The sequence below is a fragment of the Mycobacterium sp. UM_WGJ genome, assembly GCF_000455125.1.
Lineage (GTDB): Bacteria > Actinomycetota > Actinomycetes > Mycobacteriales > Mycobacteriaceae > Mycobacterium.
This window is the reverse complement of sequence record NZ_AUWR01000053.1, coordinates 1-22447: the sequence shown is the minus strand read 5'-3', so window position 1 is coordinate 22447 and position 22447 is coordinate 1. Positions and strand designations below refer to the sequence as shown.

18 protein-coding genes and 1 pseudogene are annotated in these 22447 nt (G+C 67.5%); 6 read left to right on the top strand and 13 right to left on the bottom strand.

Going from position 1 to position 22447, the window contains the following annotated elements:
• Together N416_RS0115810 and N416_RS0115805 are read right to left on the bottom strand one after the other, a co-directional pair.
• A partial coding sequence (locus tag N416_RS0115810) for a type I polyketide synthase (protein ID WP_024443073.1) occupies positions 1-3519 on the bottom strand: 3519 nt, incomplete at its 3' end.
• Positions 3520-3774: 255 nt separating this feature from the next.
• Positions 3775-5427 (bottom strand): PfaD family polyunsaturated fatty acid/polyketide biosynthesis protein, encoded by a 1653-nt coding sequence (locus N416_RS0115805; protein WP_231384328.1) that lies wholly within the window; start codon positions 5425-5427, stop codon positions 3775-3777.
• 197 nt (positions 5428-5624) lie between these two features.
• On the opposite strand from N416_RS0115805, the gene N416_RS0115800 reads away from it, so the two are divergent.
• A complete protein-coding gene (locus tag N416_RS0115800) occupies positions 5625-7124 on the top strand; it encodes a bifunctional phosphatase PAP2/diacylglycerol kinase family protein (RefSeq protein WP_024443071.1) in 1500 nt (499 codons plus the stop codon).
• Positions 7125-7137: 13 nt separating this feature from the next.
• Here the strand turns inward: N416_RS0115800 and N416_RS0115795 are convergent, their stop codons facing one another.
• The 8 genes from N416_RS0115795 to N416_RS0115760 all read right to left on the bottom strand — a co-directional run bounded on the left by N416_RS0115795 (position 7138) and on the right by N416_RS0115760 (position 15469).
• Positions 7138-8517, bottom strand: coding sequence for an acyl-CoA dehydrogenase family protein (locus N416_RS0115795; RefSeq protein ID WP_024443070.1), 1380 nt, complete (start codon positions 8515-8517; stop codon positions 7138-7140).
• A 104-nt stretch (positions 8518-8621) separates the two neighbouring features.
• Entirely contained in the window at positions 8622-9107 is a 486-nt protein-coding gene (locus N416_RS0115790; RefSeq protein ID WP_024443074.1) for an SRPBCC domain-containing protein, read from the bottom strand.
• A gap of 12 nt (positions 9108-9119) precedes the next feature.
• Complete coding sequence (locus N416_RS21760) at positions 9120-9452, bottom strand: helix-turn-helix transcriptional regulator (protein WP_036458234.1); 333 nt, start codon at positions 9450-9452, stop codon at positions 9120-9122.
• A gap of 63 nt (positions 9453-9515) precedes the next feature.
• Positions 9516-10499: a PE-PPE domain-containing protein gene (locus N416_RS0115780; RefSeq protein WP_024443069.1), complete on the bottom strand. Its 984-nt coding sequence runs from the start codon at positions 10497-10499 to the stop codon at positions 9516-9518.
• A 121-nt stretch (positions 10500-10620) separates the two neighbouring features.
• On the bottom strand, positions 10621-11811 hold the full coding sequence (locus tag N416_RS0115775) for a cytochrome P450 (protein WP_024443068.1): 1191 nt from the start codon (positions 11809-11811) through the stop codon (positions 10621-10623).
• 10 nt (positions 11812-11821) lie between these two features.
• A complete protein-coding gene (locus N416_RS0115770) occupies positions 11822-13378 on the bottom strand; it encodes a bifunctional 3-(3-hydroxy-phenyl)propionate/3-hydroxycinnamic acid hydroxylase (RefSeq protein ID WP_024443067.1) in 1557 nt (518 codons plus the stop codon).
• A gap of 13 nt (positions 13379-13391) precedes the next feature.
• Positions 13392-14330, bottom strand: coding sequence for a fumarylacetoacetate hydrolase family protein (locus N416_RS0115765; RefSeq protein WP_024443066.1), 939 nt, complete (start codon positions 14328-14330; stop codon positions 13392-13394).
• Entirely contained in the window at positions 14327-15469 is a 1143-nt protein-coding gene (locus N416_RS0115760; RefSeq protein ID WP_024443065.1) for a VOC family protein, read from the bottom strand. The genes N416_RS0115765 and N416_RS0115760 overlap by 4 nt, the downstream gene beginning before the upstream one ends.
• A 111-nt stretch (positions 15470-15580) precedes the next feature.
• Here N416_RS0115760 and N416_RS0115755 point away from each other — a divergent pair, with 111 nt between their 5' ends.
• From N416_RS0115755 to N416_RS0115740, 4 genes are all read left to right on the top strand, one after another.
• Entirely contained in the window at positions 15581-16273 is a 693-nt protein-coding gene (locus N416_RS0115755) for a TetR/AcrR family transcriptional regulator (RefSeq protein ID WP_024443064.1), read from the top strand.
• Between the two features lie 121 nt (positions 16274-16394).
• The gene (locus N416_RS0115750; protein WP_036458228.1) at positions 16395-17363 is read left to right on the top strand and encodes a PE-PPE domain-containing protein; all 969 of its coding nucleotides are present in this window, start codon (positions 16395-16397) and stop codon (positions 17361-17363) included.
• Between the two features lie 43 nt (positions 17364-17406).
• Positions 17407-18924: a serine hydrolase gene (locus N416_RS0115745; RefSeq protein WP_024443062.1), complete on the top strand. Its 1518-nt coding sequence runs from the start codon at positions 17407-17409 to the stop codon at positions 18922-18924.
• 59 nt (positions 18925-18983) lie between these two features.
• Positions 18984-20012 carry a GTP-binding protein gene (locus N416_RS0115740; protein WP_024443061.1) on the top strand — a complete coding sequence of 343 codons (1029 nt, stop codon included), beginning with the start codon at positions 18984-18986 and terminating at the stop codon, positions 20010-20012.
• A gap of 25 nt (positions 20013-20037) precedes the next feature.
• Here N416_RS0115740 and N416_RS0115735 read toward each other — a convergent pair whose 3' ends face one another.
• The 3 genes from N416_RS0115735 to N416_RS0115725 form a co-directional block, all read right to left on the bottom strand.
• On the bottom strand, positions 20038-20928 hold the full coding sequence (locus tag N416_RS0115735; RefSeq protein ID WP_046189044.1) for an alpha/beta fold hydrolase: 891 nt from the start codon (positions 20926-20928) through the stop codon (positions 20038-20040).
• A 142-nt stretch (positions 20929-21070) separates the two neighbouring features.
• Positions 21071-21460: a type II toxin-antitoxin system VapC family toxin gene (locus N416_RS0115730; RefSeq protein ID WP_024443059.1), complete on the bottom strand. Its 390-nt coding sequence runs from the start codon at positions 21458-21460 to the stop codon at positions 21071-21073.
• A complete protein-coding gene (locus N416_RS0115725) occupies positions 21457-21690 on the bottom strand; it encodes a type II toxin-antitoxin system Phd/YefM family antitoxin (protein WP_024443058.1) in 234 nt (77 codons plus the stop codon). Before N416_RS0115725 ends, N416_RS0115730 begins: the two co-directional genes overlap by 4 nt.
• A 178-nt stretch (positions 21691-21868) precedes the next feature.
• On the opposite strand from N416_RS0115725, the pseudogene N416_RS23320 reads away from it, so the two are divergent.
• Positions 21869-22447, top strand: a pseudogene (locus N416_RS23320) (IS3 family transposase); the annotation flags it as partial.

Here is a 22447-nt window from a genome sequence, read left to right as displayed (position 1 = left end):
CGCCGCGGCCGGAGCCGGGGCCGGGGCCGGCGCAACGGCTACCGCAGCGGCCGGCGCGGGCGCTACAGCCACCGCAACCGGAGCGGCAGCAACAGGAGCCGGCGCGGGCGGCGCGGGCATCGTCGCGACAGCAGCAGGAGCGGCCACCGGCGTCGGGGCTGCGGGTACCGGCGCGGGCGGGGCGCTGACCGGGGCCGGCGGAGCCGCAGGCGGCGCGGGCATGGCCGGCGCGGGCGGCGGGGCCACGGGCGGAGCCGGAGTGGCCGCCACGCCATACGAAGCTACGGGCTGAGCCGGCACCACCGTGGTTGCGGCGGGAAAGGCCAACTGGGTGACCGGCATCGGCGTCATCCCGGTGCTGGAGACCAGGGTCTGCAGCAGGCCCTGCAGGTGGGCGATGGTCTGCTGCATGCTGCCCAGCGCACCGACCATGTGCGTCACCATCTCGGCGCCGGGACCCGACATCAGGGGCGAGGTCACCATCGGGACGGCGGCGGGCTGAACCGGCACCGGGACGGCGGCGGGCTGAACCGGCACCGGGACGTGCGCCGGGACGTGCGCCGGCGACCCGTTCGCCGCGGGAACGTTTGGATGAGCTGCTGTCATTGTGGGCTCCGATACGGTCGCGTGGCCGTTGTGGTCACTGCGGGGGGTGGATGTCTCAAATTCTTCAGCGGGCCGCTGTAGCGGCTCGTCGTTGAGGTCTGGACGGCCGAAGTTGGTGCCGCTGAGCTTCATCGTCAGCTTGGGCGCCGGACGGGCTCGCGGGTCGTCACCGTGGCGGTAGTCGGCCCACAGGGCTTCGAAGTTCATCGGAACGCCGGCGGCCACCAGCTGGGCCAGACCCATCCACAGCGACCGAATCCCATTCCTGCCCTTGGCATCGAGGGAGACCGCGACGTGGTCCTGGCCGGTCAGGCACTTGCCGACCAGGTTGGAGAGCACGCTGCCGGGCCCGACCTCGACAAAAGTCCGGGCGCCGGCCGACCACATCGCCTGAACCTGCTCGACGAACCGCACGGGTTGCGCGATCTGGTTAGCCAGCGTGGCCTGCATCTGCTCGGCGCTGCCGACGTACGGCTGAGCCGTTGCGTTGGCGTAGACGGGCACCTGCGGCACGCCGAACGGAATGCCCGCCAGATACGAGGCGAACGGAGCCGCTGCCGAACTGACAATCTCGGAGTGGAAGGCGGTGGCGACATCGAGGAGTCGCGCATTCATACCCGCAGCGCTGAACCGCTGCGCGGCGTCGGCGATCGCCGCACTGTCGCCCGAGAGCACAACCTGGTTGGGGGCGTTGTGGTTAGCAATGACCACCGACAGGCCCCACTCGCCAAGCAGCCTGCCGACCTGCTCGGCGGGGGCGGTCACGGCGCACATCGCTCCGTCACTGCTGGCGGCGGCCTGGGCCATCAGCGCACCACGCGCGCGGGCGATGAGCAACGCGACGTCGTCGCTGATCACCCCTGCGGCGCACAGCGCGCTGACCTCGCCGAAGCTGTGCCCACCGACGGCGACCGGCGCGATGCCCAGCGAGCGCACGACCGACAGCAGGCTCAGGCTGTGCGCACCGATGCCCGGCTGCGCCCACTCGGTCCTGGTCAGCTCGGCGGCCTGAGCCGCGCGGTCTTCCTCACTGAACGCCGTCTTGGGCCAGACGACCTCGTGCAGGTCGCGGTCGGCGTTGAGTAGGTCGGCACGCGCGAGTTCCCAAGGCGCCAAAGCGGGTTCATAGAGTTGCGGGAGGTCGGCACCCATCCCGACGTACTGGCTGCCCTGCCCGGGGAACAGCAGCGCGACCGGTCCGGCTGGCCGGCAGGAGTAGTAGTAGCCCTTGGGTGAGCTGAACGACGTGTCACCGCTGGGGGTTTGAAGCTTCGCAGCGGCTTCCCCGAGCATCGTGCGCAGGGCTTCGACACTGTTGGCGACGACGGCGAGGCGGTGCGGGCGGCTGGCGTCGTACGCCGATTGCGTGCTGTGCGCGAGGTAGCCCAGCATGTCCGGTGAGTCGACCAGCGAGGCGGCCAGCTCCCCAGCCTGAGCGGCCAGCGCGGCCGCGGATTCCGCACCGAGGACCACCAGCTCGGAGTCCCAGGAGCGGTAGCGCGGTGCATGCTTCCCGGCGCCGGCGTACTCCTCGAGCGTGATGTGGAAGTTCGTACCGCCGAAGCCGAACGCGCTGACCGACGCGCGGCGCGGCACGTTCTGGTCGGCGATCCACGGCTTGGTCTGCGTCGACAGGTAGAAGGGCGACGATTCGATCTCGAGCCCGGGGTTGGGCCGGTCGATCTTGATGGTCGGCGGGAGGACCTTGTGGTGGAGCGCCATCACGGTCTTGAACAGGCCGCAGGCTCCGGCCGCGCCCTTGGTGTGCCCGACCTGGGACTTGACCGAGCCGACGGCGCACCATTGACGGTCGGCCCGGCCTGACTCGTCGAACACCCGGCGCAGGGCGGTGAACTCGGCGACGTCGCCGGCTTTGGTGCCGGTTCCATGGGCTTCGACGAGGCCGACCGTCTCCGGCCCGTAGCCGGCGGCCTCGTACGCGCGACGCAGGGCCTTGGCCTGACCATCCGGGCTGGGTGCGTAGATGCTCTTGGCCCGGCCATCCGAGGAGGTACCGATGCCGCGGATCACGGCGTAGATCCGGTCGCCGTCGCGCTCCGCGTCGTCGAGGCGCTTGAGCGCCAGCATGGACAGCCCCTCGCCGAGCATCGTGCCGTCCGACTGGTCGGAGAACGGGCGGCAGTCGCCGGTGCGCGACAACGCGGTCACCTTGGCGAAGCACATGAACATGAAGATGTCGTTGAAGGCGTCGACGCCCCCCGCGATCACCATGTCGGCCTCACGCAGGTACAGCTCGTGCAGCGCGATCTCGATCGCGGCCAGCGAACTGGCGCATGCGGCGTCGACAACGCAGTTCGTTCCGCCAAGGTCGAAGCGGTTGGCGATGCGTCCGGCGATGACGTTGCCGAGCAGACCCGGGAAGGTGTTCTCCTGCCACGGGGTGTAGCTCGAGGCGACGCGCTCGCTGAACGCGGTCAGCTCGTTGTCGGAGAGGCCTGCGGCGCGCAGGCCTCGTTCCCAGATCGGCCGATGCAGGCGACCGCTCATGTAGCCGGACATCTCGGTGCCGCCGGAGGAGCCCAGCACCACGCTGACCCGTTCCCGGTCGATGCTGGAGATGTCGCCGCCAGCGTAGTCCTCCAGCACTTGCTGCGCGACCCGCAGCGCCAGCAACTGAGCGGTGTCGGTCGCGGGCAGCACGTTCGGCGGAATGCCGAAATCCATCGGCGAGAAGTCCACGGGGGGCAGGAACCCGCCGCGACGGGCGTATACCTTGTCGGGCGTGTGAGGATCTGCGTCGAAATAGTCGTCGATCCGCCAGTGCGACTCCGGCACGTCGGAGAACAGGTCCGCGCCCTCGACGATGTTGCGCCAGAACCGCTCGGCTTCTTCAGACCCGGGAAACAGCGCGCTGACGCCGACTACCGCGACAGGTGGATGTTTGGCTACCACGGGTCTCCTTAAGAGCGACCTTGACAAAAAGCATTGAATACCTAAGTTTTGCCGTCAATGACATGGGGTATAGATAAGAATTTTGATTCATTTTCGGCCGAGTGTTGCCGGGACCATATCAGAGTGTTGCAGTCATCACACATCGAAGATGTCCGCCCCAGACTGCCCCATGCATTACAGTCGTCCGCCGAAATGTTATGCCGGTAAGCCACTGAACAGCTAGAACATCCCTTTCCAGCGTATTTGACGGCAGCGTCAGACCGCCAGCGGCCGCGGGCTGTAGGCGAATGCTCTGGCCGGCACCGGCACCCCGCAGGAGCGGGCCGCGCTGGCGCGGGTTACGTGGGCGGCACCTTCGAGCAAGTTAAGCGCCACCTGGACAGCCTGGCGGTTCTCACACAGCTCCAGGTGGCTGCCCGCCACCCAGCTGTTGAACGCGCCCATGGCCGGGCCGCACCAGATCTGGTAATCCAGCACGCGCTCGGGGATGCCGCTGATAGCCCACCGGCTCGACTGCCCCAGATACCAGCGGAAGACCAGTGCCATCTGGTATTTCGGGTCCCTGGAGGCGAGTTCGAGGACCGCCGGGTCACGCAGTTGCCAGTACCGCTGAGTGTCCGCCCATACCTCGGCGACGGTGGTGCCCAGGATCTTCTCCAGCTCGGGGCCGTGCTTGGCGACCACGCTGGCCAGGTCGGGGTTGCCCGCGTACCACTCGTAGAGCTTCTTGCCGCGCGGGGCGAACATCGTTCCCCGTTTGAGTACCTGCAGGTTGACGCCCATTTCGAACATGTCCGAGGCGGGGGCCATCATGACGTCCGCGATGCCGGCCTTGGCGAGCATGGCGCGCCCGGGCGCTGAAAGGCCCGACTCCACGCAGGCCTGGTTGACGGTCCCGGTCAGCACGTAGGCCGCGCCCATCGCGAAGGCGCCGGCGACGGCCTGCGGTGCGCCCAGGCCGCCCGCAGCACCCACCCGCACCCGGCAGTTCAGCTGGTGCTGCTGGGCCAGCGAGTCGCGCAGCATGACGATCTCGGAGAAAAGCGCCGGCAGCGGGCGGTTGTCGGTATGCCCGCCGCTGTCGGATTCGACGGTGATGTCCTCGGCCACCGGAACATACCGAGACAGGTCGGCTTCGCGCTGGGTCAGCTTTCCGGCCGCCACCAATGCGGACACCAGCGCCGCCGGCGCCGGCTCCATGAACATGCGCGCCACCTCGGGCCGCGACACCTTGGCCATCACGTGATTGCGGCGCACGATGTTGCCGGCCGGATCGGTGTCCAGTCCCGACAGTGCGTAGTGCACCACCGCGGGGGTCAGCTTCATGAATGCCGACGCCTCGACGACGGGAACGCCGCGCGCGATGAACAACTCGGCGACGCGTGTCTCCAGGGAGGCCTCATTGGGCGAGTGGATCAGGTTGGCTCCCCAGGCGAGACCGGGCCGGCCGGCCAAAGCCGCCTGAATCTCGGCCAGCCCCCGCTCCACCGCCTCGTAGGAGAGCCCGCCCGCACCGAAGAAGCCCATCATTCCGGCCTCGGCCATCGCGATGACCAGCGCCGGCGTCGCGATGCCGTTGGCCATCGCACCGGTGACATAGGGGAAGCGGACGCCGTGCGCCTCGCAGAATTCGCGGTCACCGAGCCACTCGGGGTAGATCGCGGGCAGGGTCCCCACCAGGGACAAGTCCGATTCCCCGGCGCCGACCACCGCGCCGCCCAGGGCCACGCCCAGCATCCCGGTGGCCGCTTCGCGCACCACATGAACGGGGTGGCGTACGTGGCCGATGATGTCGGCGATGTCGTCCGGGGCGAAAGCGGCCGGTGCGGTGGTGGCCCGCCACCCCAGGCCCGGGTCGGCGCCCACTCCGCTTTGCTGCTCCAGTACTGCGCCAGGTCGCTCGTTCACAGTCGGTTCCTCTCGATCACCGGTGCTGTGAGCGCTCGCGCCGAGGGGCCTGCGCACGAACCGGAGAAAACGATGAGAGTTTCTCATGGACCGTGGTGGCGGGGAGTCTCCCCACCGTCAAACGGGTATAGGAGAGCCATTCGGCGCCGGCGGTGGCGCCGCTGGACGGAGGAATCTTTGCCGTGGGTCAACTACCGATGGCGCCCCTGCCGCGCCGCCGTTCCGGGCTGCGTCAGGTCACCGAAGGCCTAGCCGACCTCGACGCCGAGGTGTTCGAGGCGATCGCACAATCGCCCAGCCGCCTGCTCGACACGACCATGCCGGTGCTGACCCGCGCCGCCGACCATTCCAAACTGTGGCTGGCGCTGGCCGCCGCCATGGCCGCCACGGGCGGCCCGGCGACCCAGCGCGCCGCCGCACGCGGAGTGGCCAGCCTCGCACTGACCAGCCTGGTGACCAACCAAGTGGTCAAACGGATCCGACCACGGGCGCGCCCCAACATCCTGCTGGTGCCCCTGCTGCGCCGCGCCCGCCGGCTCCCGCTGTCCAACTCGCTGCCATCCGGGCACTCCGCGAGTGCGGCGGCCTTCGCGGCCGGGGTCGGCCTGGAGAACCCGCTGCTGGGACTGCCTGTCGCGGGGCTGGCCGGTTTGGTCGGCCTGTCCCGGATCGCCACCGGCGTCCACTATCCCGGGGACGTACTCGCGGGACTGGGCATCGGTGCGTCGATCGCGGTGGTCGGGGCAAAGCTGGTGCCGCCGATAGCCTCCCCGCCCGCGCCGCACACCGCGGCTCTGCGAGTCCCCTCCCCCGCGCGTCCCGACGGCAACGGCGTGACCTTGGTGGTCAATCCCGAGTCCGGCGCCGGGCGCGCGGGAGAGGTCGCCGCGCAGGTGCGCGAAGCCCTGCCGGCCATCACCGTCGTCGAAGTCTGCCCCGACGACGACTTGGCCGAATCATTGCGCCGCGCCGCCGATTCGGCCGAGGTACTCGCGATCGCCGGCGGCGACGGCTCGGTCGCGACCGCAGCACACGTGGCGTTGGAACGCGACCTGCCGCTGGCGGTGTTTCCCGGCGGCACGCTGAACCACTTCGCCAAGGACATCGGCTGCGACAGCACCGCAAAGACCATCCGGGCTATTGCCGACGGCAGCTTGTCGCGGGTGGACGTGGTGCGATTCAACGACGACACCACCGTGATCAACACGGCAAGCATCGGTGCCTACCCGACGTTCGTCCGACGCCGAGAAAGGTTGCAGGGCAAGCTCGGCAAGCCCGTCGCCAGTGCCTACGCCATGCTGATGACCCTGCGTCGTGAACGGCCGGTGCGCATCTGCTACGACAACAAGACCCTGCAGACGTCGCTGTTCTTCCTCGGCAACTCGGCGTATCAGCCCGACGGCTTCGCGCCGGCCGTACGACACCGGATGGACGACGGGCTGTTGGATGTGCGGATCCTGGAAACCGGCCGACCGTTGTCCACGCTGCGAATCCTAGCGGCGCTGTTGACCGGACGGCTGCAACGCAGTCGGCTCTACCACGAGTTGCGAGTTCCGCAGTTCCAGTTCACCGCAGTCGACGGACCGGTGCCGATCGCCCACGACGGCGAGGTCGACACCGCCTGCGCCGAAGCCGAATTCACCGCGTGCTATCGCGCGTTACAGGTGTTTCGGCCCATGCCTTCGGGCTCGCGGTAACGACACCGGCTGCTCATCTGGGCGGACGCAGAACCTTCATCGCGACGCGCAGCACCGGTGCGGGGATGCGGTCCTGCATCGCCAGCGCGCCGGCGGCGGCCCGGGTGCGCAGCGGGGTGCCGCGACCGAACATCCGGTTCAACGGTCCGCCGGACGGCTCGATCTCGACGTGCAGCGGCGGCGTGCCGACGGCGGCGCCCAACGCCTGTGCGATCACCATCCGCTGGATCTCGCTGGTGCCTTCGAAGATGGTGTACAGCTTGGCGTCTCGGTACCACTTCTCCACCGGATGGTCGGTGATGTAGCCCCAGCCGCCCAGGGTTTGGATAGCCCGCTCGGTAGCACGGACAGCGACCTCGCTCGCGGCCAGCTTGGCCATCGACCCCTCGCCGCGGCTGAATCCGATTCCGTTGGCCGCCATCCAGGACGCCCGCCAGGTCAGCAACCGTGCCGCGTCGATCGTCGTGGCCAGCTCGGCCAGTGGAAACGCGATGCCCTGGTTGTCGATGATCGGGCCGCCGAAGGCCTCCCGGCGGGTGGCGTAGTCGGTCGCGTACTCCAGTGCGGCACGGGCGATGCCGATGGCCTGCGCGGCGACCATCGGCCGGGTCTGCTCGAAGGTCCCCAGGGTCGCGGAGCCCGAGGGCGTCGCTCCGGCAAGGATTTCACGGGCCTTGGCGAGTTTGTGCTCGAGTTTTTCCGCGCCGCCGAGCAGGTTCTCCGACGGGATACGGACGTGGTCGAAACGCAGTTCGGCGGTGTGGGAAGCCCGGCATCCCAGCTTGTCGAGTTTGCGGACCAATTCCAGCCCGGGCGTGCCACCCGGCACGATGAACAATGCCTGGCCGCGGTGGCCCAGGTCCGGGTCGACGACGGCGTTGACCACGTGCACGTTCGCGATACCGCCGTTGCCGATCCACATCTTGTGGCCGTCGATGATCCAGTCGTCGCCGTCGCGGCGGGCGGTGGTGCGCAGGTTGCGAACGTCGCTACCACCTTCCGGCTCCGATATCGCCAGCGCCGCGAGTTTGAGATCTCCTGGCGTGCCGAAGCATTCCGGCGCCCATTGCAGCATCTGTTCGGCAGTGGCGGCCTGTCCGATCGCCGAGAGGGCCAGCGCCGGCATCACGATCGCCAGCCCGATTCCGGCGCAGCCCCAGAACAGCTCTTCCATGAACATCGGCAACGACAACCCTGTCGAGTCGCCGATCAGGTCACGGTAGAACAGCGGGCTGTAGAAGCCCTGCGCGGCAGCCTCTTCGAGCACCGGCCACGGAAAGTCTTGGCGCTGGTCATAGTCGAGCGCGACCGGCCGAATGACTGACTCGGCGAACTGATGGGCGCGACGGGCCAGGTCGTGCTGCGCCGTGGTCGGCGTGAGGTCGAAGGCCATGGCGGGATCCTTGCCGTCCTTGCGGCCCGCTGCAGCCGCACGAATACCTGGGATTGCCGCTCCTGCGCCGGATCAAACGCGTCGGCCGGTTCCGAGGCCGTGGTTCAGGACGCGACCAGGGCGTCGATCTGGTTCAGCGCCGATGTGGAACCTTCGACGACACCCATGTCCAGCACCTTCTGTAGGTCCTCGGCTGACGCGAATGTGCTCGTATACGTCGCGCGGGTTCCACCGTCGTGCTCGACGAAGGTGTAGACGTTCCTGGAGGTCGGCATCCCGGGATCCGGGTTGAAGTCCAGATCGGCGAAGCCGTCGTCGAAGGTGAAGCTCCGCGGCTCGTCGACGGCGATGATCTGCCAGTAGCCGGCGTACTTCTCACCGTCGGGACCGGTCATGAAGTAGTTCGTGCGTCCGCCGGGGGTGAGGTCGTGGTCGACCACGGTCGCGGGGAATGTCGGTGGACCCCAGACCTTTTCCAGCTGGCGTGGGTCGGCGTAGATCTGCCAGATTCGTTGCACCGGCGCGGCGAAGTCGGCGGTGATGGTCAAGGTCAAGGCGTTGATGTCGTGTTGCACGTCGATCACAGGCATGGTGCGGACCTCCTAGGTCTCCTCGGACGAGATGAGTTCGTCGATACGGGCGATGCGACCACGCCAAACCTGTTCCAACTCGGTGAGCATGGCCGCCACCGACCGCACCGCGGCGACGTCACCGCGGGCCAACTGCTCGCGGCCGCTGCGGCGCTTGGTGAGCAGGCCGGACTTCTCCAACACGGCGACGTGCTTCTGCACCGCGGCGAAACTCATCTGGTACTTCACCGCGAGGTCGGAGACCGAGTGCTCTCCGGCCAGCACCCGGCGCATGATGTCACGCCGAGTGCGGTCGGCAAGTGCGTGGAACAGGGCGTCCACCCGGTCGTCGTCGAGCGTGATCACCCGATAATCGTACAACCGATTGGTTGTAGATTGTCAAGGGGAGCCGGCGAAGCCGGGATCGGATCAGACCAACGGGAACCAGTAGTCGAGAGTCTCCTCGACACCTCCCCAGTCGATGCCCATCCAGTCGGTGAAGAACTCCTCGATCTTGCCGAAAGCGTTGTAGATCATCTCCACGATCGAGTTGAACAGTCCTACGAACACACCACTTTCGATCAAGCCGCCGCTTGTCAGCGCACTGATCCAGGTGCTGAACTCGTCGATATCACCGGAGAGGTCGATGTTGGTGATCAACCCGTCGGTGCTGAAGGTGTGGTTGGCGACCTCTTCCGGCGTTAGGCCCAAGTACATGACGTGCTCCCAGAGCAAGCCGAGCATGGAGTTCGACGCGTAGTCGGCAACGGGGTCACCGGGGAACTCGTAGATCGTGGTGGTGAAGGCGTCGTTGGGGGTATGGAAGCCGTTCAGCAGTGGGTACAGGTCGGAGGTGTTGGTGGCGCCGGAGGGATCCGACCACACGCCGGTCGTACTGGACGGATCACCGATGAAAACGAAGTGCAACGCCCCCGACGGGATGACATCGTTATGGGCCAATTGGGCCATCGCGATCGAGCCGGCGGTGGCGCCCTGCGAGTAGCCGAAGACCCACAGCGGGTGCTCTTCGTCGTAGGCGCCGGGGTTGGCGGCAAATTCGGCCTCCACGGCCTGGACGATCAGTGCCGCCCCGGCGAAACTGCTGTGCCCCTGCAGGATGAGTTGCGGGGTGGTCAGCACCTGAAGCGCAGAATCGCAGCCGGCGGAGCCGATCACGCACACGCTCGCGTCGTCGCCGACGTCGAAGCCCAGCGGCCGCAGGAACAGATCGGCCGCGGTGTGGGCGAACTGCGCCGACGGCGTGGTCAACATGGTCCCGCCCACGAAGATCGCGGTGTCCGCCAGCAGGGCTACTTGGCGCGCGTGCGCCGTTTGGACGACCGGGGTTCCGACGACACCGGCCGCGATCACGCTTGCGGCAGCAAGCGGCGCCAGAGCTTTCTTGGGGTCCATCCGCGCTCCCTGAGACACCTAGGTAAATCCTCATAAAAACATGAAAGACAGCCGCGGCGATCATGGCAGCATCGCGCCTGGCCGTCAACGCGCAGCGCGCGAACCGGGTAGGCGAGGCACCTCAGGCCGGCAGGAGCCGTACCGGCAGATGCTGATGACGACGAATGATGTTGTTGACCGCCCAAGTCGGCTCGCCGGTCGCCTCGATGCGGTCGACCTGGTCGATCAGGGCCTTGAGCAGGGCCGTGGCCTCCATCCGGGCAAGGCCTTGGCCGGCACACGCATGCGCGCCATTGCCGAACCCGACGTGCCGGCCCGCGTCGTTCCGAATGTCAAAGACGTCAGGGCTTCGCCATTCGCGTTCATCGCGGTTGGCCGACGCGTACATCACCAGTACCCGGGCACCTGCCGGGATCGTCACGTCGGCGATCTCGTGACTTCTGGCTACTTTCCGGGTGAAGGCCCGCAACGGTGATTCGAAGCGCACTATCTCGTTGAGCGCATGGGGGATCAACGACGGGTCCGCTTTGAGCAGCGCCCACTGGTCAGGATGGGTAGCCAGGAGGTGGACCGCACTGGAGATGGCGCTGATTGTGGTGTCCAGCGACGGTGCGATGTAGTCGACGAGCAGTGGCGGCACCTCGTCAAAGCTCAGGATACCGTCATCTACCGCGCTGAGCAGGTGGGCGGCCATGCTGCCCGGCAGCACGTCACGGCTGCGAGCGATGCGGCGTGCGAAGCGCAGCATCTGCAGGCTGCGTGGAATCGCCTTGGCGCCTTGCCAGTTAAGCGGCCCGAGCACATCGAAGGTAGCTGCGGCCCAATCGAGCAGATGTTCGCGTTGGTCGGTGGGCCAGCCCACCAGATCGGGAACCAACGCGAGCGGCAGGGCGGTGGCCAGATCGGTGACCGCGTCGATACTGCCGCGTCTCACCGCGTCCTCGACGAGCCTCTGCGCCCGCTGATCGACGCTGTCACTGAGAGCACGCAAGGCGCGGGGCATCATCTGGTGGGCGACGAGTTTGCGGCGCCGGTCATGCTCGGCGCCGTCGCTGTTAAGGGTGGTGCCCCTGGAGAAGCGGTTGGTGGGAGCGTTGGCGGCGACGCCGTGGCCCGACAGGTAGAGGGTGTCGTTGCGCAGGACGGCCTTGCACTGGACATACCGAGGTACGGCATAGAGCCGGTGACACGCCAGCCAGACCACCGGGCCGAGATCGCGCAGCGCCCGGTAATGCTTGTACGGCTCCAAGATCGCCGACCGACTGTAGATGCTGCGCGGGTACACCGGAACCTCGGTGGGTCGAGCGAACACAGTCCGGTTCCTACTCATGGCACTCCGCATTCGCCGGAGTCTGAGCCGGCGAGTCGAAGACGAACCACGGCAGTGCCCGGCACAGCGCTGACAGATCGCGGCCGGCCATCATGACGGTGCCGTCGGGACGCACCAACGCGGCGGTTACGCGGTGGTGGCCCAGCCAGCAGGCCAGCTCCGTGCCCGGCGCGGCGAGCACCGCCCGCGCGCCCCGGCCGTCGACAATGCCCTGCTGATCCGGGTCCAGCGGCTGGGTGGTCAGCACACCGAATCCCCGCCCCAGCTCCTCATCGAGGCGCCGCCCGGTGGCAAGCACCGGATTGGGGCACAGCCGACCGGCGAGGCGGCGGGTGCGCACGGTCCGTCGCACCATCGCCGAAGCTGGCAGCGGCGGGGTCTGGGAGTCGGTGATCTTCTCACGCAGCCCGGGCAGCAGATGCACCCTCGGCACCACCAGTCGCCGCACCAGGGTTCCGAGTTCGCCGCCGGCGGTCATGGCGCGTCCGACGTTGAGCGCCAGCGAGATCATCTGCCTTGTGTGGCGGGAGCGTTCGGCTTCGTAGCTGTCCAACACGCTCGCCGGCAGACCTGCACGGTGGTGCCCTGCGATCTTCCAGGCCAGATTCAGGGCGTCGCGCAGGCCAGCACCCATCCCCTGACCGATGAACGGTGGGGTCAGATGCGCGGCGTCGCCGAGCAAGAACACCCTCCCCAATCTCCACCGGTCGGCGATCTGGGCACGAAAGGTGTATTCAGCGACCCGCAGCAATTGCAGGTCGGCGTCGGCGATGTCGCGCGTCCACGGCGCGATCAACGGCCGCAGCGCCGCCAGCGTGGCGTAGTCGTCCACCGATTCCTGTTCGGCCAGCGCGAATTCCCAGCGATACCGGTTCGGGCCGATCCGCATGTAGGTGCCGGCACGCCGGCTGTCGCAGACCTGGTGCACCCCTTCCCACTGGCGCAGGTCCCGCGTGCAACCGACGTCGATCACCAGCCACCGTTGAGCGAACCGCAGGCTGCGCATGGTCGTCCCGATGGCCGAGCGCACGGTGCTGTTGGCGCCGTCGCAGCCCAACACGTAATCGGCGGTGATCCGCGACTCGCCGCCCGTCACCCGGTCGCGGACGCTCAGTTCGACGCCGTCGGCGCCCCCGGTGACGGCAAATACGTCGGTTTCGCCGCGCAACCGCACCTTCGGCAGGCGAGTGAGGTTGTCCCGCAACAGCTCTTCCAGCGCGGGCTGGTCGAACATGTTCGCCGCCGGAAATCCGTTGCGGGTCAGTGAGGTGTCCCGGCTGAACTCGGCCAGCACCGTCTGCTGACGATCCACCAGCCGCAGCCCTTTGGCCGGGCGGGTGATCGCGGCGAAGGCGTCCGCGACACCCAGGCGCGCCAGGATGCGGTAGACCTCGTCGTCCAGATGCACGGCCCGGGGCTGTGGGTAGACCTGTGGCCATCGGTCGAGCACCAGTGTGTCTATGCCGTACTGCGCCAGCAGCGTGGCGGCGGTGACTCCGGTAGGCCCGCCGCCGACCACCGCAACCGCGACGTGTTCGGCCGGCGTCATCGCAACCCGCAGATCATGTGTGCCGCACCGTCAGACGCTGCGCCCCCAGGTCGATGGCGCCGTCGTCGGTGGCGATGGTGGCCTCGACGACATCACCGTGCTGCAGGTACTTGGGGTTCTTGGCCTGCCGGGCGAAGAAGGCCTTCCACTTGACCGCCGGGGGCAGCAGGTTGCCGATGATCTCGATCGGCTTGGGGGGTGCACTGAGCGCGGTGCCCACCGGGGTGCCGGTCAAGATGAGGTCTCCGGTGGCCAGGTCTTGGAAGCGCGTCAGCGACTGCAGGGCCTGCAGGGGGCGGTACAGCATGTCGCCTTCGACCAATCCGTTCTGGCGCTGGTCACCGTTGACGCTCAACCGCAGGCGCAGGTCACCGAAGCGCGCCAGCTCGGCGGCGTCGACGAGGACCAGTGCCGGCCCCACGGGTGTGAAGGTCGGGTACGACTTGGCTTCGTAGAACTGGGTCTGCGGCAGCTGGATGTCGCGCGCGGAGACGTCGTTGGTGATGACCAGCCCGGCCACGTAGTCGGCCAGGTTGGCATCGGTGATCTGGATTCCGACTGGGATGTCGCGGCCGATCACCAGACCGATCTCGACCTCGTAGTCCAGCAGTGTCACGTGCGACGGACGCACGATCTCACCGTAGGGATCGGTCAGTGAGGCAGAGGATTTCCGGAAGAACGTCAGTGGCACCGTCTTGGGGTCCATGCCCGCATCGGTGACGTGCGACTCGAAGTTGGTCATCTGGGCCACCACACGGCACGGTGCCGTCACCGGCGCCAGCAGCTGCAGTTCGTCGACCGCGACGGTGCCGCCGGATGCTGCGGCCGCGTCGATGGCGGGCCGGTCGGCGAGCAGCTCGGCGGTGGTTGTGGCCGTGGTGGCGATCTTGGCAGCACCCGTAGGGGTCTGCACCCACCAGGCCTCGGAGGTACGCAGGACGGAAATGGTCATGAGACAGCTACTTTCAGCAGGCCGATGAGGCGGTTGAGGTCGAATTCGTTGTCGCGCCGTAGGGCGGTGAGCATGGCGGTCGCCTGGCGGCCTGCCGCCCGGGGACTCGCATCGAGAAAGTCTTTGGTGGCCGGTGGCCCCCATTGGGCAAGTCCGGATGCGGTGAAGGGCGCCCAGCCCGGTTCCACGGTGTTGTCGAAGACGTCGCCGTCGGCGTAGTGCTCGACCAGAAACCCGTCGGGGTCGCGCCAGTAGTCGAAGATCTGGCTGCCCTGGATGTGGCGGCCGATCCCCCAGGACCGGAAATAGCCTCGCTCACGCAGGTATTCGCCGCCGGCGGCCAGCGCGTCCAGGTCGGCGACTTCATAGGCCGAGTGCACGTAGCGATTCTCCGGACCCAGCGCCAGGGCCAGGGTGTGGTGGTCGGCGGGGATGGTGCCGCGGTCGCAGCGGATGAAGCTCATGGCCGGCCCGCGCTCACGCTGCCCCGGGAAGAACTGGAAGTCACTGACGATCATGCCCAGCGTCTCCAGGTACCAGTTCAGCGTCCGCAGATAGGTAGTGGACTGCAAGACGATGTGGCCCAGGCGCTGCACCCGGGCAGGAACACGCAGCGGACGCACTCCGGCGTTGATCCGCCTCTGGGTGCTCCCGATGTTGGCGAGCGGCGGATCTTGGCTGGGCTGAGCCGGGAGGACGTGCATGCCGGCCACCACCTTGACGGCGGTGCCGCTGGGGTCGGTCAGCTGTACCGCGACGCCACCGATGGATTCCGGCAGCTGCCGCAGCGGAGCACCGGTCTTGTCAGCCAGCCGCGCGACGTCGGCTTCGTCGGCGGCGCGCAGTGCATACCCGGCGAAGCGCGTGTGCGGCCCGCGGCGCACGAATACGCAGGGCGCGCCGGGACTGGTGCCGCGCAGCTGCACCTGTGCGGGGTCGCGGTGGGCGATGCCGAACCCGAAGGCCCGGGCGAACGCCTCGGCGCGGGCCAGGTCCGGCTTGTCGAATTCCAGCCAGGCGATGTCGACCACCCGGATGAGCGGGTCGCGGGCGCGACCGGGATGCTCGCCGCGAACCGAGCCCTGCTCGCTGTGCAGATCTTTATGGCCGTCGGCCCACGGCTCGCCCGTCTTCGGCACGTCGCGCCACCGCCTTCCGGATCAACTGACGAAATCGTCACATACGACCAAAGCTTCAGTCAAATGTTTTGACGAATTCCTCAGAACTGAGTTGGCTGATAATCTGCAGGCATGGATGTGGCCGAGCGCAACGGTGACCAGCCCGAGGCTGGTCCGGCCAACCGGCTCGAACGACGCAAACTGCGGACCCGTACCGCGTTGATCCGCGCAGCTCAAGGCTTTATCGCAGACGGCAGGCTCGCCGTGCCCGTCCTGGAGATCACCCAGGCCGCCGACGTCGGCATGGGCTCCTTTTACAACCATTTCGACAGCAAAGAAGAGCTGTTCGCGGCCGCGGTGACCGACGCGCTCGACAGCATCGGGGCCCTGCTCGACACCTTCACCTCCGATATCGCAGACCCGGCCGAGGCCTTCGCCGCCAACTACCGCCTCAGCGGCCGACTGTTTCGGCTGCGCCCCCAGGAGGCCGCGCTGCTGCTGGCCAACAGCTCCACGATGATCCTGTCCGACCGCGGCCTGTCCCCGCGGGCGTTGCGCGATATCACCGCGGCGATCGAGCAGGGCCGGTTCACGCTGTCGGACCCCGAATTGGGACTGGCCCTGGCCGGGGGCGTGTTCGTCGGACTGGGGACGCTGCTGAGCCAACGGCCCGACCGCGATCCCGAAGCCACCGTCGATGCGGCCACCGAACACCTGTTGACCACCTTCGGCATGAGCCCCGAGGAAGCCCACCAGATCTGCAGCAGGCCGCTGCCCGATATGTCACCGCTGCGCGATTCACCTGCGGCTGGGCCACGACACTGACCACAGCGCAGCCATTGACTCCGCTTGGGAGCCCCTGCGATGATCGCCCTCAGGTTCACCTTTGGATTTACTCGTGTGATTTTTAGCTGCGGGGTGGCCCGTTGCGGAAGGACGCCCACTGATGCTGACCAAGGTCTTCGCCCCGATCGCGATCGCCGGAACCGTGGCCGGAGGGGTGCTGGCCGCCCCGGTGACCCACGCCGCGCACATCGACGTCAGCCTGCTGTCGGGCACCGCGTTCTTCGTGGGCCCCACGACCCTGTCGACGCCCTCGCCGAGCTTCGCCCAAACCGCCGCTGACCTGTTCCTGCAGCCGCTGGGTTTCGACGGCGGTGACGACTTGGACTCCTGCGTGGTGGGCGTCGGTATATGTGACGCCCCGCTGCGCGTGCTGTCCACCCCGGCGCTGATTCAGCAGGGCCACAGCAGCTTCGTCGGTGCCGCCGAGATCGTTCGGGCGGTGCAGGCCGAACTCCAGGCCAACCCGGATGCCTACAACGCTGACAATCCGCTCTGGATCTTCGGCTACTCGCAGGGCGCCACGGCCGGTTCCATCGCGATGGCCCAGTTGGCCCACGACGGTGTCGATCCCGACGCCCTGCACTTCGTGTTCATCGGCAACCCGGCCGGAGAGGGCGGCGCGTGGTCCGAACGAGAAGCGGATCCGTCATCGGTGGACGGGTTGTTGAACGGCTTCCTGACACCCAACAACGCGTTCACCACCACCGTCTATTCGGTGCCCGGCGACCCGGTGGCCGACGCCTCGTCGCCGTCGGCCCTCGGCCTGTTGTGGGAGCACATGATGTATCTGGGGCTGACCCCGGATCAGGTCGCCGACCAGAGCGTCACCACCGACGGTCTGATCACCAACGTCGGAATCTCCGGCGACTTCGATCCGTTCAGCACCTGGCTCAACGCCTGGGCGCACGGGCTGGTGGACAGCGGCTGGTGGGAGGGCATCTTCTACTCGCTGGTGGCGTCGTTCTACAGCGCCTTCGGCAACATCGAGGACTTCTTCGGTGACTGGCTGGGTATCGACTGGGGCGGAGTGGAGCAGACCCTCGACTACTGGTTCCCGACGGAGGTCTAACCGGCCCTCGTCGCCCTCGTGGCAGCTGGTTACCGTCGATGCTGTGCCACTGTCGCGAACGCGCATCACCCGGGCCTGCACCGTGGGAAGCGTCGCGCTCGTGCTTGCGGCCGCGCCGTCGTGCGGCCACCCGCTGCCTCCGCCGCCGCCGGCCGGCACCCCCTCCACCGCGGCACCTGCCCTACCTCGTGACGATGCGCCCTACCTGCCCCGCGGGGAGCTGGTCGCGCCGATCTCTGCGCTGCTGAACGACGCGATCGCGGTTCCCCGGCTGCCGGGTGCGGTAGTCCGGATCGGGCACGCCGGCACGATCGCCTTCAGCCAGGCGTTCGGCGCGCGCAGGCTCGCAGACGAACCCGCTCTCGACGGCTTGCCCGCGCCGGCCGAGCCGATGACCGAGGACACCATCTTCGACATCGCGTCGTTGACGAAGTGCCTCGCGACGACCGTCGCAGTCCTGCAGTTGTACGAGCAGGGCCGGGTCGGAATCGACGAACCCATCCAGACCTACCTGCCGGAGTTCAACGAGACCAACGACCCGCGACGCGCCCAGGTGACGTTGCGCATGTTGCTCACCCACACCTCGGGCATCGGGGGCGATCTGAGCCACCAGGGCCCGTGGGGCCTGACCGAGGCCGACAAGGCCGGCGGTGTTCATCGGGCACTGACCGCACCGCTGGAGTTCGGCCCCGGCGAGCTATTCCACTACTCGGACATCGGCTTCATCATCCTGGGTGTGCTGGTCGAGACGATGACCGGCCAACCGTTGGACGCCTACGTGCAGAACAACGTCTTTGTGCCGCTGGGCATGACCGACACTCGCTACCTGCCTGCCGCCAAAGCCTGTGGCCCACACCAGATCCGCGGTACCGCCATTGCATTGGACCCGAACGCATCCCGGGACGACGAGTGCCCGGTGGGCAGCTGGCGCACCGACCTGCTGGCCCGCATCGCGCCGACGGCGCATGACGAAGACACCCCCGGGCTCAACCCCGACTTCGATCAACTGCTGCGCGGCACGGTGAACGACCCGACCGCACGCCGCATGGGAGGGGTGGCCGGCAGCGCCGGAGTGTTCTCGACCGCCTCCGATATCGGCAGGTACGCCCAGGCCCTGCTTGATCGGCTCGCCGGGCGCCCGAGCCCGTTTCCGTTGCGGCAATCCACCCTGGAATTGATGACCACGCCCCAGCAACCCGGCCACAACGCCACCCAGCTGGTGGCCGCGAACGCCGCCGCACAACAGACGAATGCAGCGACACCCAACCGGGCCGATCCGCTGCTCGCCGTGAACTATCCGGCGATCGACGGACAGGATCTTCGCGGTCTCGGCTGGGATATCGATACGCCGCACTCCCGGCCGCGCGGGATGATTTTTCCGATCGGCAGCTTCGGGCACACCGGCTTCACCGGAGTGACGCTGTGGATCGACCCGGGTTCGGACACCTACGTGATCGTGCTCGCCAACGTGATCCATCAGCGCGGCGGTCCGCCCATCGCGGGGCTCAGCGGCGACGTGGCCACCGTGACCGGCCGGGCGCTGCAGCTGTACGGCAGCTGACGGGCCAACTTCTACCCCGTGGTCACACCCGGCCGCGTGCACCTGGCAATAATGGCCGGGTGGCCGATCGCAACGCTCCCGCTATCCCCGTCATCGCGCTGACGGGGTACCTCGGGGCGGGCAAGACCACGCTGCTCAACCACGTGCTGCGGGCGCCGGGCGCACGAATCGGAGTCATTATCAACGACTTCGGCGAACTGAACGTGGATGCCGGCCTGGTGACGGGCCAGGTTGACGAGCCGGTGTCGATCGCCGGTGGGTGCATCTGCCATCTGCCGGATGAGGGCGGGCTGGACGAGGCGCTGGAGAAGCTCGCCGACCCGAAGCTGTCGCTCGATGCGATCATCATCGAGGCGAGCGGGGTGGCCGAGCCGGCGGACGTCTCGCGGGTGATTCGGTTCAGCGGGGTGGAGCGGGTACGCCACGGCGGTGTTGTCGACGTCATCGACGCAGCGGAACACTTCGACACAGTCGATACCGAGTCGGCCCCGCCGCAGCGCTACGGCGTGGCCTCCCTGGTCGTGGTCAACAAGCTGGATCGGATCGCCGAAGACGCCCGCGAAGAGGCCCTTGCTCGGGTTGAAGCCCGTGTGCGCGAACTCAATCCCCACGCTCACGTGGTGGGTGCGATGGCCGGACGCGTGGATCCCCGGTTGCTCTATGACATCAGCGACGGCGGCGAGTCCGGGCAGATGTCGTTTCGGGAGCTGCTCCTCGACGAGCCTGCCGACGCTCCCGGCGAGCACCACGACCACGTGCATGCCGCTTCGGTCACCGTCGTCGGCGACGGCGCCGTTGACCCGGGGCCACTCATCGACCTGCTCGAGCAGCCGCCGCAGGGCGTCTACCGGATCAAGGGCACAGTCGCGATCGGCAAACGTCATTACCTGGTCAACGTCGTCGGCACGTCGGTGCACGTGGTGACCGCGCCTGCCAGTTCCGGGGCCAGCCACCTCGTCGCGATTGGCACGCACCTGGACACCTCGGAGGTTCGGGGGCGGCTCGAGGAAGCGCTGCGGCCCGCCGGCGAGAAAGTGGCCGCCGCGGGCATGCGGCGGTTGCAGCGGTTGCGGCGCTACAGCATCTAGGGGTGGCCTTACTGTCAGGCGCTGTTCACTCCGATGCGGGACCGATGAATTCGATTCCTGCGCGAATCGCCGGTCGGTGCCGCAAGATTCGGAAATGTGCCAGCCGGCCGAGGCCCGCCGTCGTCATCAGGCGTGCGCCTGGCCAGGACGCGACGACCTTCTCGCTCGTCACATAGGGGGTGTCGGGGTCATCGGGGTCGTGGATGAGCAGCAGCGGCGGGTAATCGGTGTTCTCGGCGATCCGGACCATATTGGTGTCCTCAAGCGGCATGCCGATACGGCGTTCCAGGCGTCGATGTAGACCGGCGCGTATCCGCCGGCCGAAGTTGTGGCGCGCGGCGAACAGATCCAGGTAGATCGGGAACTCGCCCATCGGCGCGAGAAACACCAACCTCCCGACCGTCGCGCCCCACGACGCCGCGAATGCGGTCGCGTTACACCCGAGGGAGTGGGCGACTACCGCGCGGGCCGGCCCATGTGTCCGGATCATGGCTGCCACCGCTTCGGCGCACTCGATGGCTGTGGTGCGACCGGGCGCCAGTACGCCCGGGTCTGACTCGTTGTGGCTGGGCAGGTCGAAGGCGATAACGCGGTGCCCGGATTCGACCAGGGGTTTGATGAACATGCCGAGGTGCGGACGCCGCCCGCCCCAGCCGTGCACAAGGTAGACCGGCGGCCCCTCGCCCCAGGATTCGCCCGCGACCCGGTGCCCGTCCCAGTGCGCTTCCAGCGGTTGACCAGGAGGGACGCCGGGCGGCATGCGCAGGCTGGACTCAAGGACCGGTGGAGTGCACCACAGTTCAACCGCCCAGCGCGACCCGATGGCGGGCGCGAATCGCTCCAGTAGCCAGAACAGCCTCCGCACCCGAGGGGTGACCGGCGGTTGGACACCGGAGCCCTCCACGTCGAGAACGATCGGGCTGGGAGAACCGTCGCCGTCGGAACTGGTTCGATCTGGGCGAAGGACCTCTCGCGCGGGCGGGGTGTTCGGCGGCTCCGGCACATATCGAGGTTAGCGAGATGATGCGGCCTGGAGCCACCATCGAGCTGGTTCTGGTTCAGGCCTTGAGGGTTGGTGTGATCGCCGCATCGATGATCTTGATATCGCGGGTGGCGATGGTCAGATTGCGGCGTAACGCCTGGGCGACGATGATGCGGTCGAACGGGTCGCGGTGTTCCCAAGGAAGTCGCCCGGCGAGGATCGCGTCAGCGGAGTCAATCGCTAGTTCCGTGCTGCTCATGTCGGCTATGACGTCGGTCCAGGTCGACAGCAGAGCTCCACCGTCGAGGCGGCCCAGCCTGGTCTTGGTCGCGATCTCCCATGCCGAGGCAGCGCTGACCCACACCGACGTTCCCGGATCGCTCAAAATCGCGAGCGTGTCGGCGTCTACGTTCGAAGGCTTGCTGACCAGCCACAGCAGAGTATGTGTATCGAGCAGGACGTTCACGCCTCGGCATCTTCCCAGGCCGCGAGCTCCGCTTCCGGTAGTGCGTCATCGAAGTCGCTTGATACAACCAGGCTGGGTAACTGGCCAAATCTGCGCGGTACAGCGCTGATAGGTACGAGCCGCGCGACGGGTTGGCCGTGGCTGGTGATGGTGAACGACGCGCCGGCTTTGACGTCATTCAAAAGCCGGTTGAGCTGGTTCTTCGCGTCCGTGCTACTGATGGCCTCCATCGGAGGCATCGTATCTGCGTTAGGCGCGTCGCGCTAGCGTCACTAGCGGGATTGCGCCTCCGCATACCCTCGCCCGTAGGACATCGGTTGAAGCTGACAACCGACCGTGGGGGGACTGCCCCCGGTTTGGTTGACTCCTGATCTGTGAGGATTCGTCCTTGCTGGAAGGATCAATCTCGTGCCGAAGCCGTTTCCTGCCGAGTTCCGTGCTGACGTGATCGCAGTGGCCCGCAAGGGCGAGGCGCCGTTGCGCCAGATCGCGAAGGACTTCGGGATCTCCGAGGCCTGCCTGCATCGCTGGCTCAAGATCGCCGACCGAGACGAGGGTGTCGACCGACCAGGATATGCATCTGCCGACAAGGATCTGTCGGTGCAGCTGCGCGAGGCGCACAAGCGGATCAAGCTCCTTGAGCAGGAAGCCGAGTTGATGCGCCGTGCGGTGGGCTACCTGTCGCGGGACGCCAACCCAGAATGATGTACCTGCTGGTCCTTGACCTTGCCGGCGACGGGATTCCCGTCACGGTGACCTGCCGGGTCCTGGGGTTCCACCCAAGCGTTCTACAAGTGGCGCAAAGAACCACTAACCCAGCGTGATTGGGATGATGCTCACCTGATCAACGCTGCTCGCGACATCCATGCCGATGACCCGGCTTTCGGATACCGATTTATCGCCGATGAGTTGCCCGGCCGCGGGATCGTCGCCGGAGAGAACCGCCTGGCGCGGTTGTGCTCCCAGGAGCGACGGCCCCGGTCGAGG

Excerpts from the sequence above, each read along its gene's own strand:
- N416_RS0115800 (WP_024443071.1), top strand. The coding sequence starts at position 5,625 with ATGGCGCCCCTGCCGCGCCGCCGTTCCGGGCTGCGTCAGGTCACCGAA.
- N416_RS0115795 (WP_024443070.1), bottom strand. The coding sequence starts at position 8,517 with ATGGCCTTCGACCTCACGCCGACCACGGCGCAGCACGACCTGGCCCGT.
- N416_RS0115790 (WP_024443074.1), bottom strand. The coding sequence starts at position 9,107 with ATGCCTGTGATCGACGTGCAACACGACATCAACGCCTTGACCTTGACC.
- N416_RS0115780 (WP_024443069.1), bottom strand. The coding sequence starts at position 10,499 with ATGGACCCCAAGAAAGCTCTGGCGCCGCTTGCTGCCGCAAGCGTGATC.
- N416_RS0115770 (WP_024443067.1), bottom strand. The coding sequence starts at position 13,378 with ATGACGCCGGCCGAACACGTCGCGGTTGCGGTGGTCGGCGGCGGGCCT.
- N416_RS0115765 (WP_024443066.1), bottom strand. The coding sequence starts at position 14,330 with ATGACCATTTCCGTCCTGCGTACCTCCGAGGCCTGGTGGGTGCAGACC.
- N416_RS0115755 (WP_024443064.1), top strand. The coding sequence starts at position 15,581 with ATGGATGTGGCCGAGCGCAACGGTGACCAGCCCGAGGCTGGTCCGGCC.
- N416_RS0115750 (WP_036458228.1), top strand. The coding sequence starts at position 16,395 with ATGCTGACCAAGGTCTTCGCCCCGATCGCGATCGCCGGAACCGTGGCC.
- N416_RS0115725 (WP_024443058.1), bottom strand. The coding sequence starts at position 21,690 with ATGGAGGCCATCAGTAGCACGGACGCGAAGAACCAGCTCAACCGGCTT.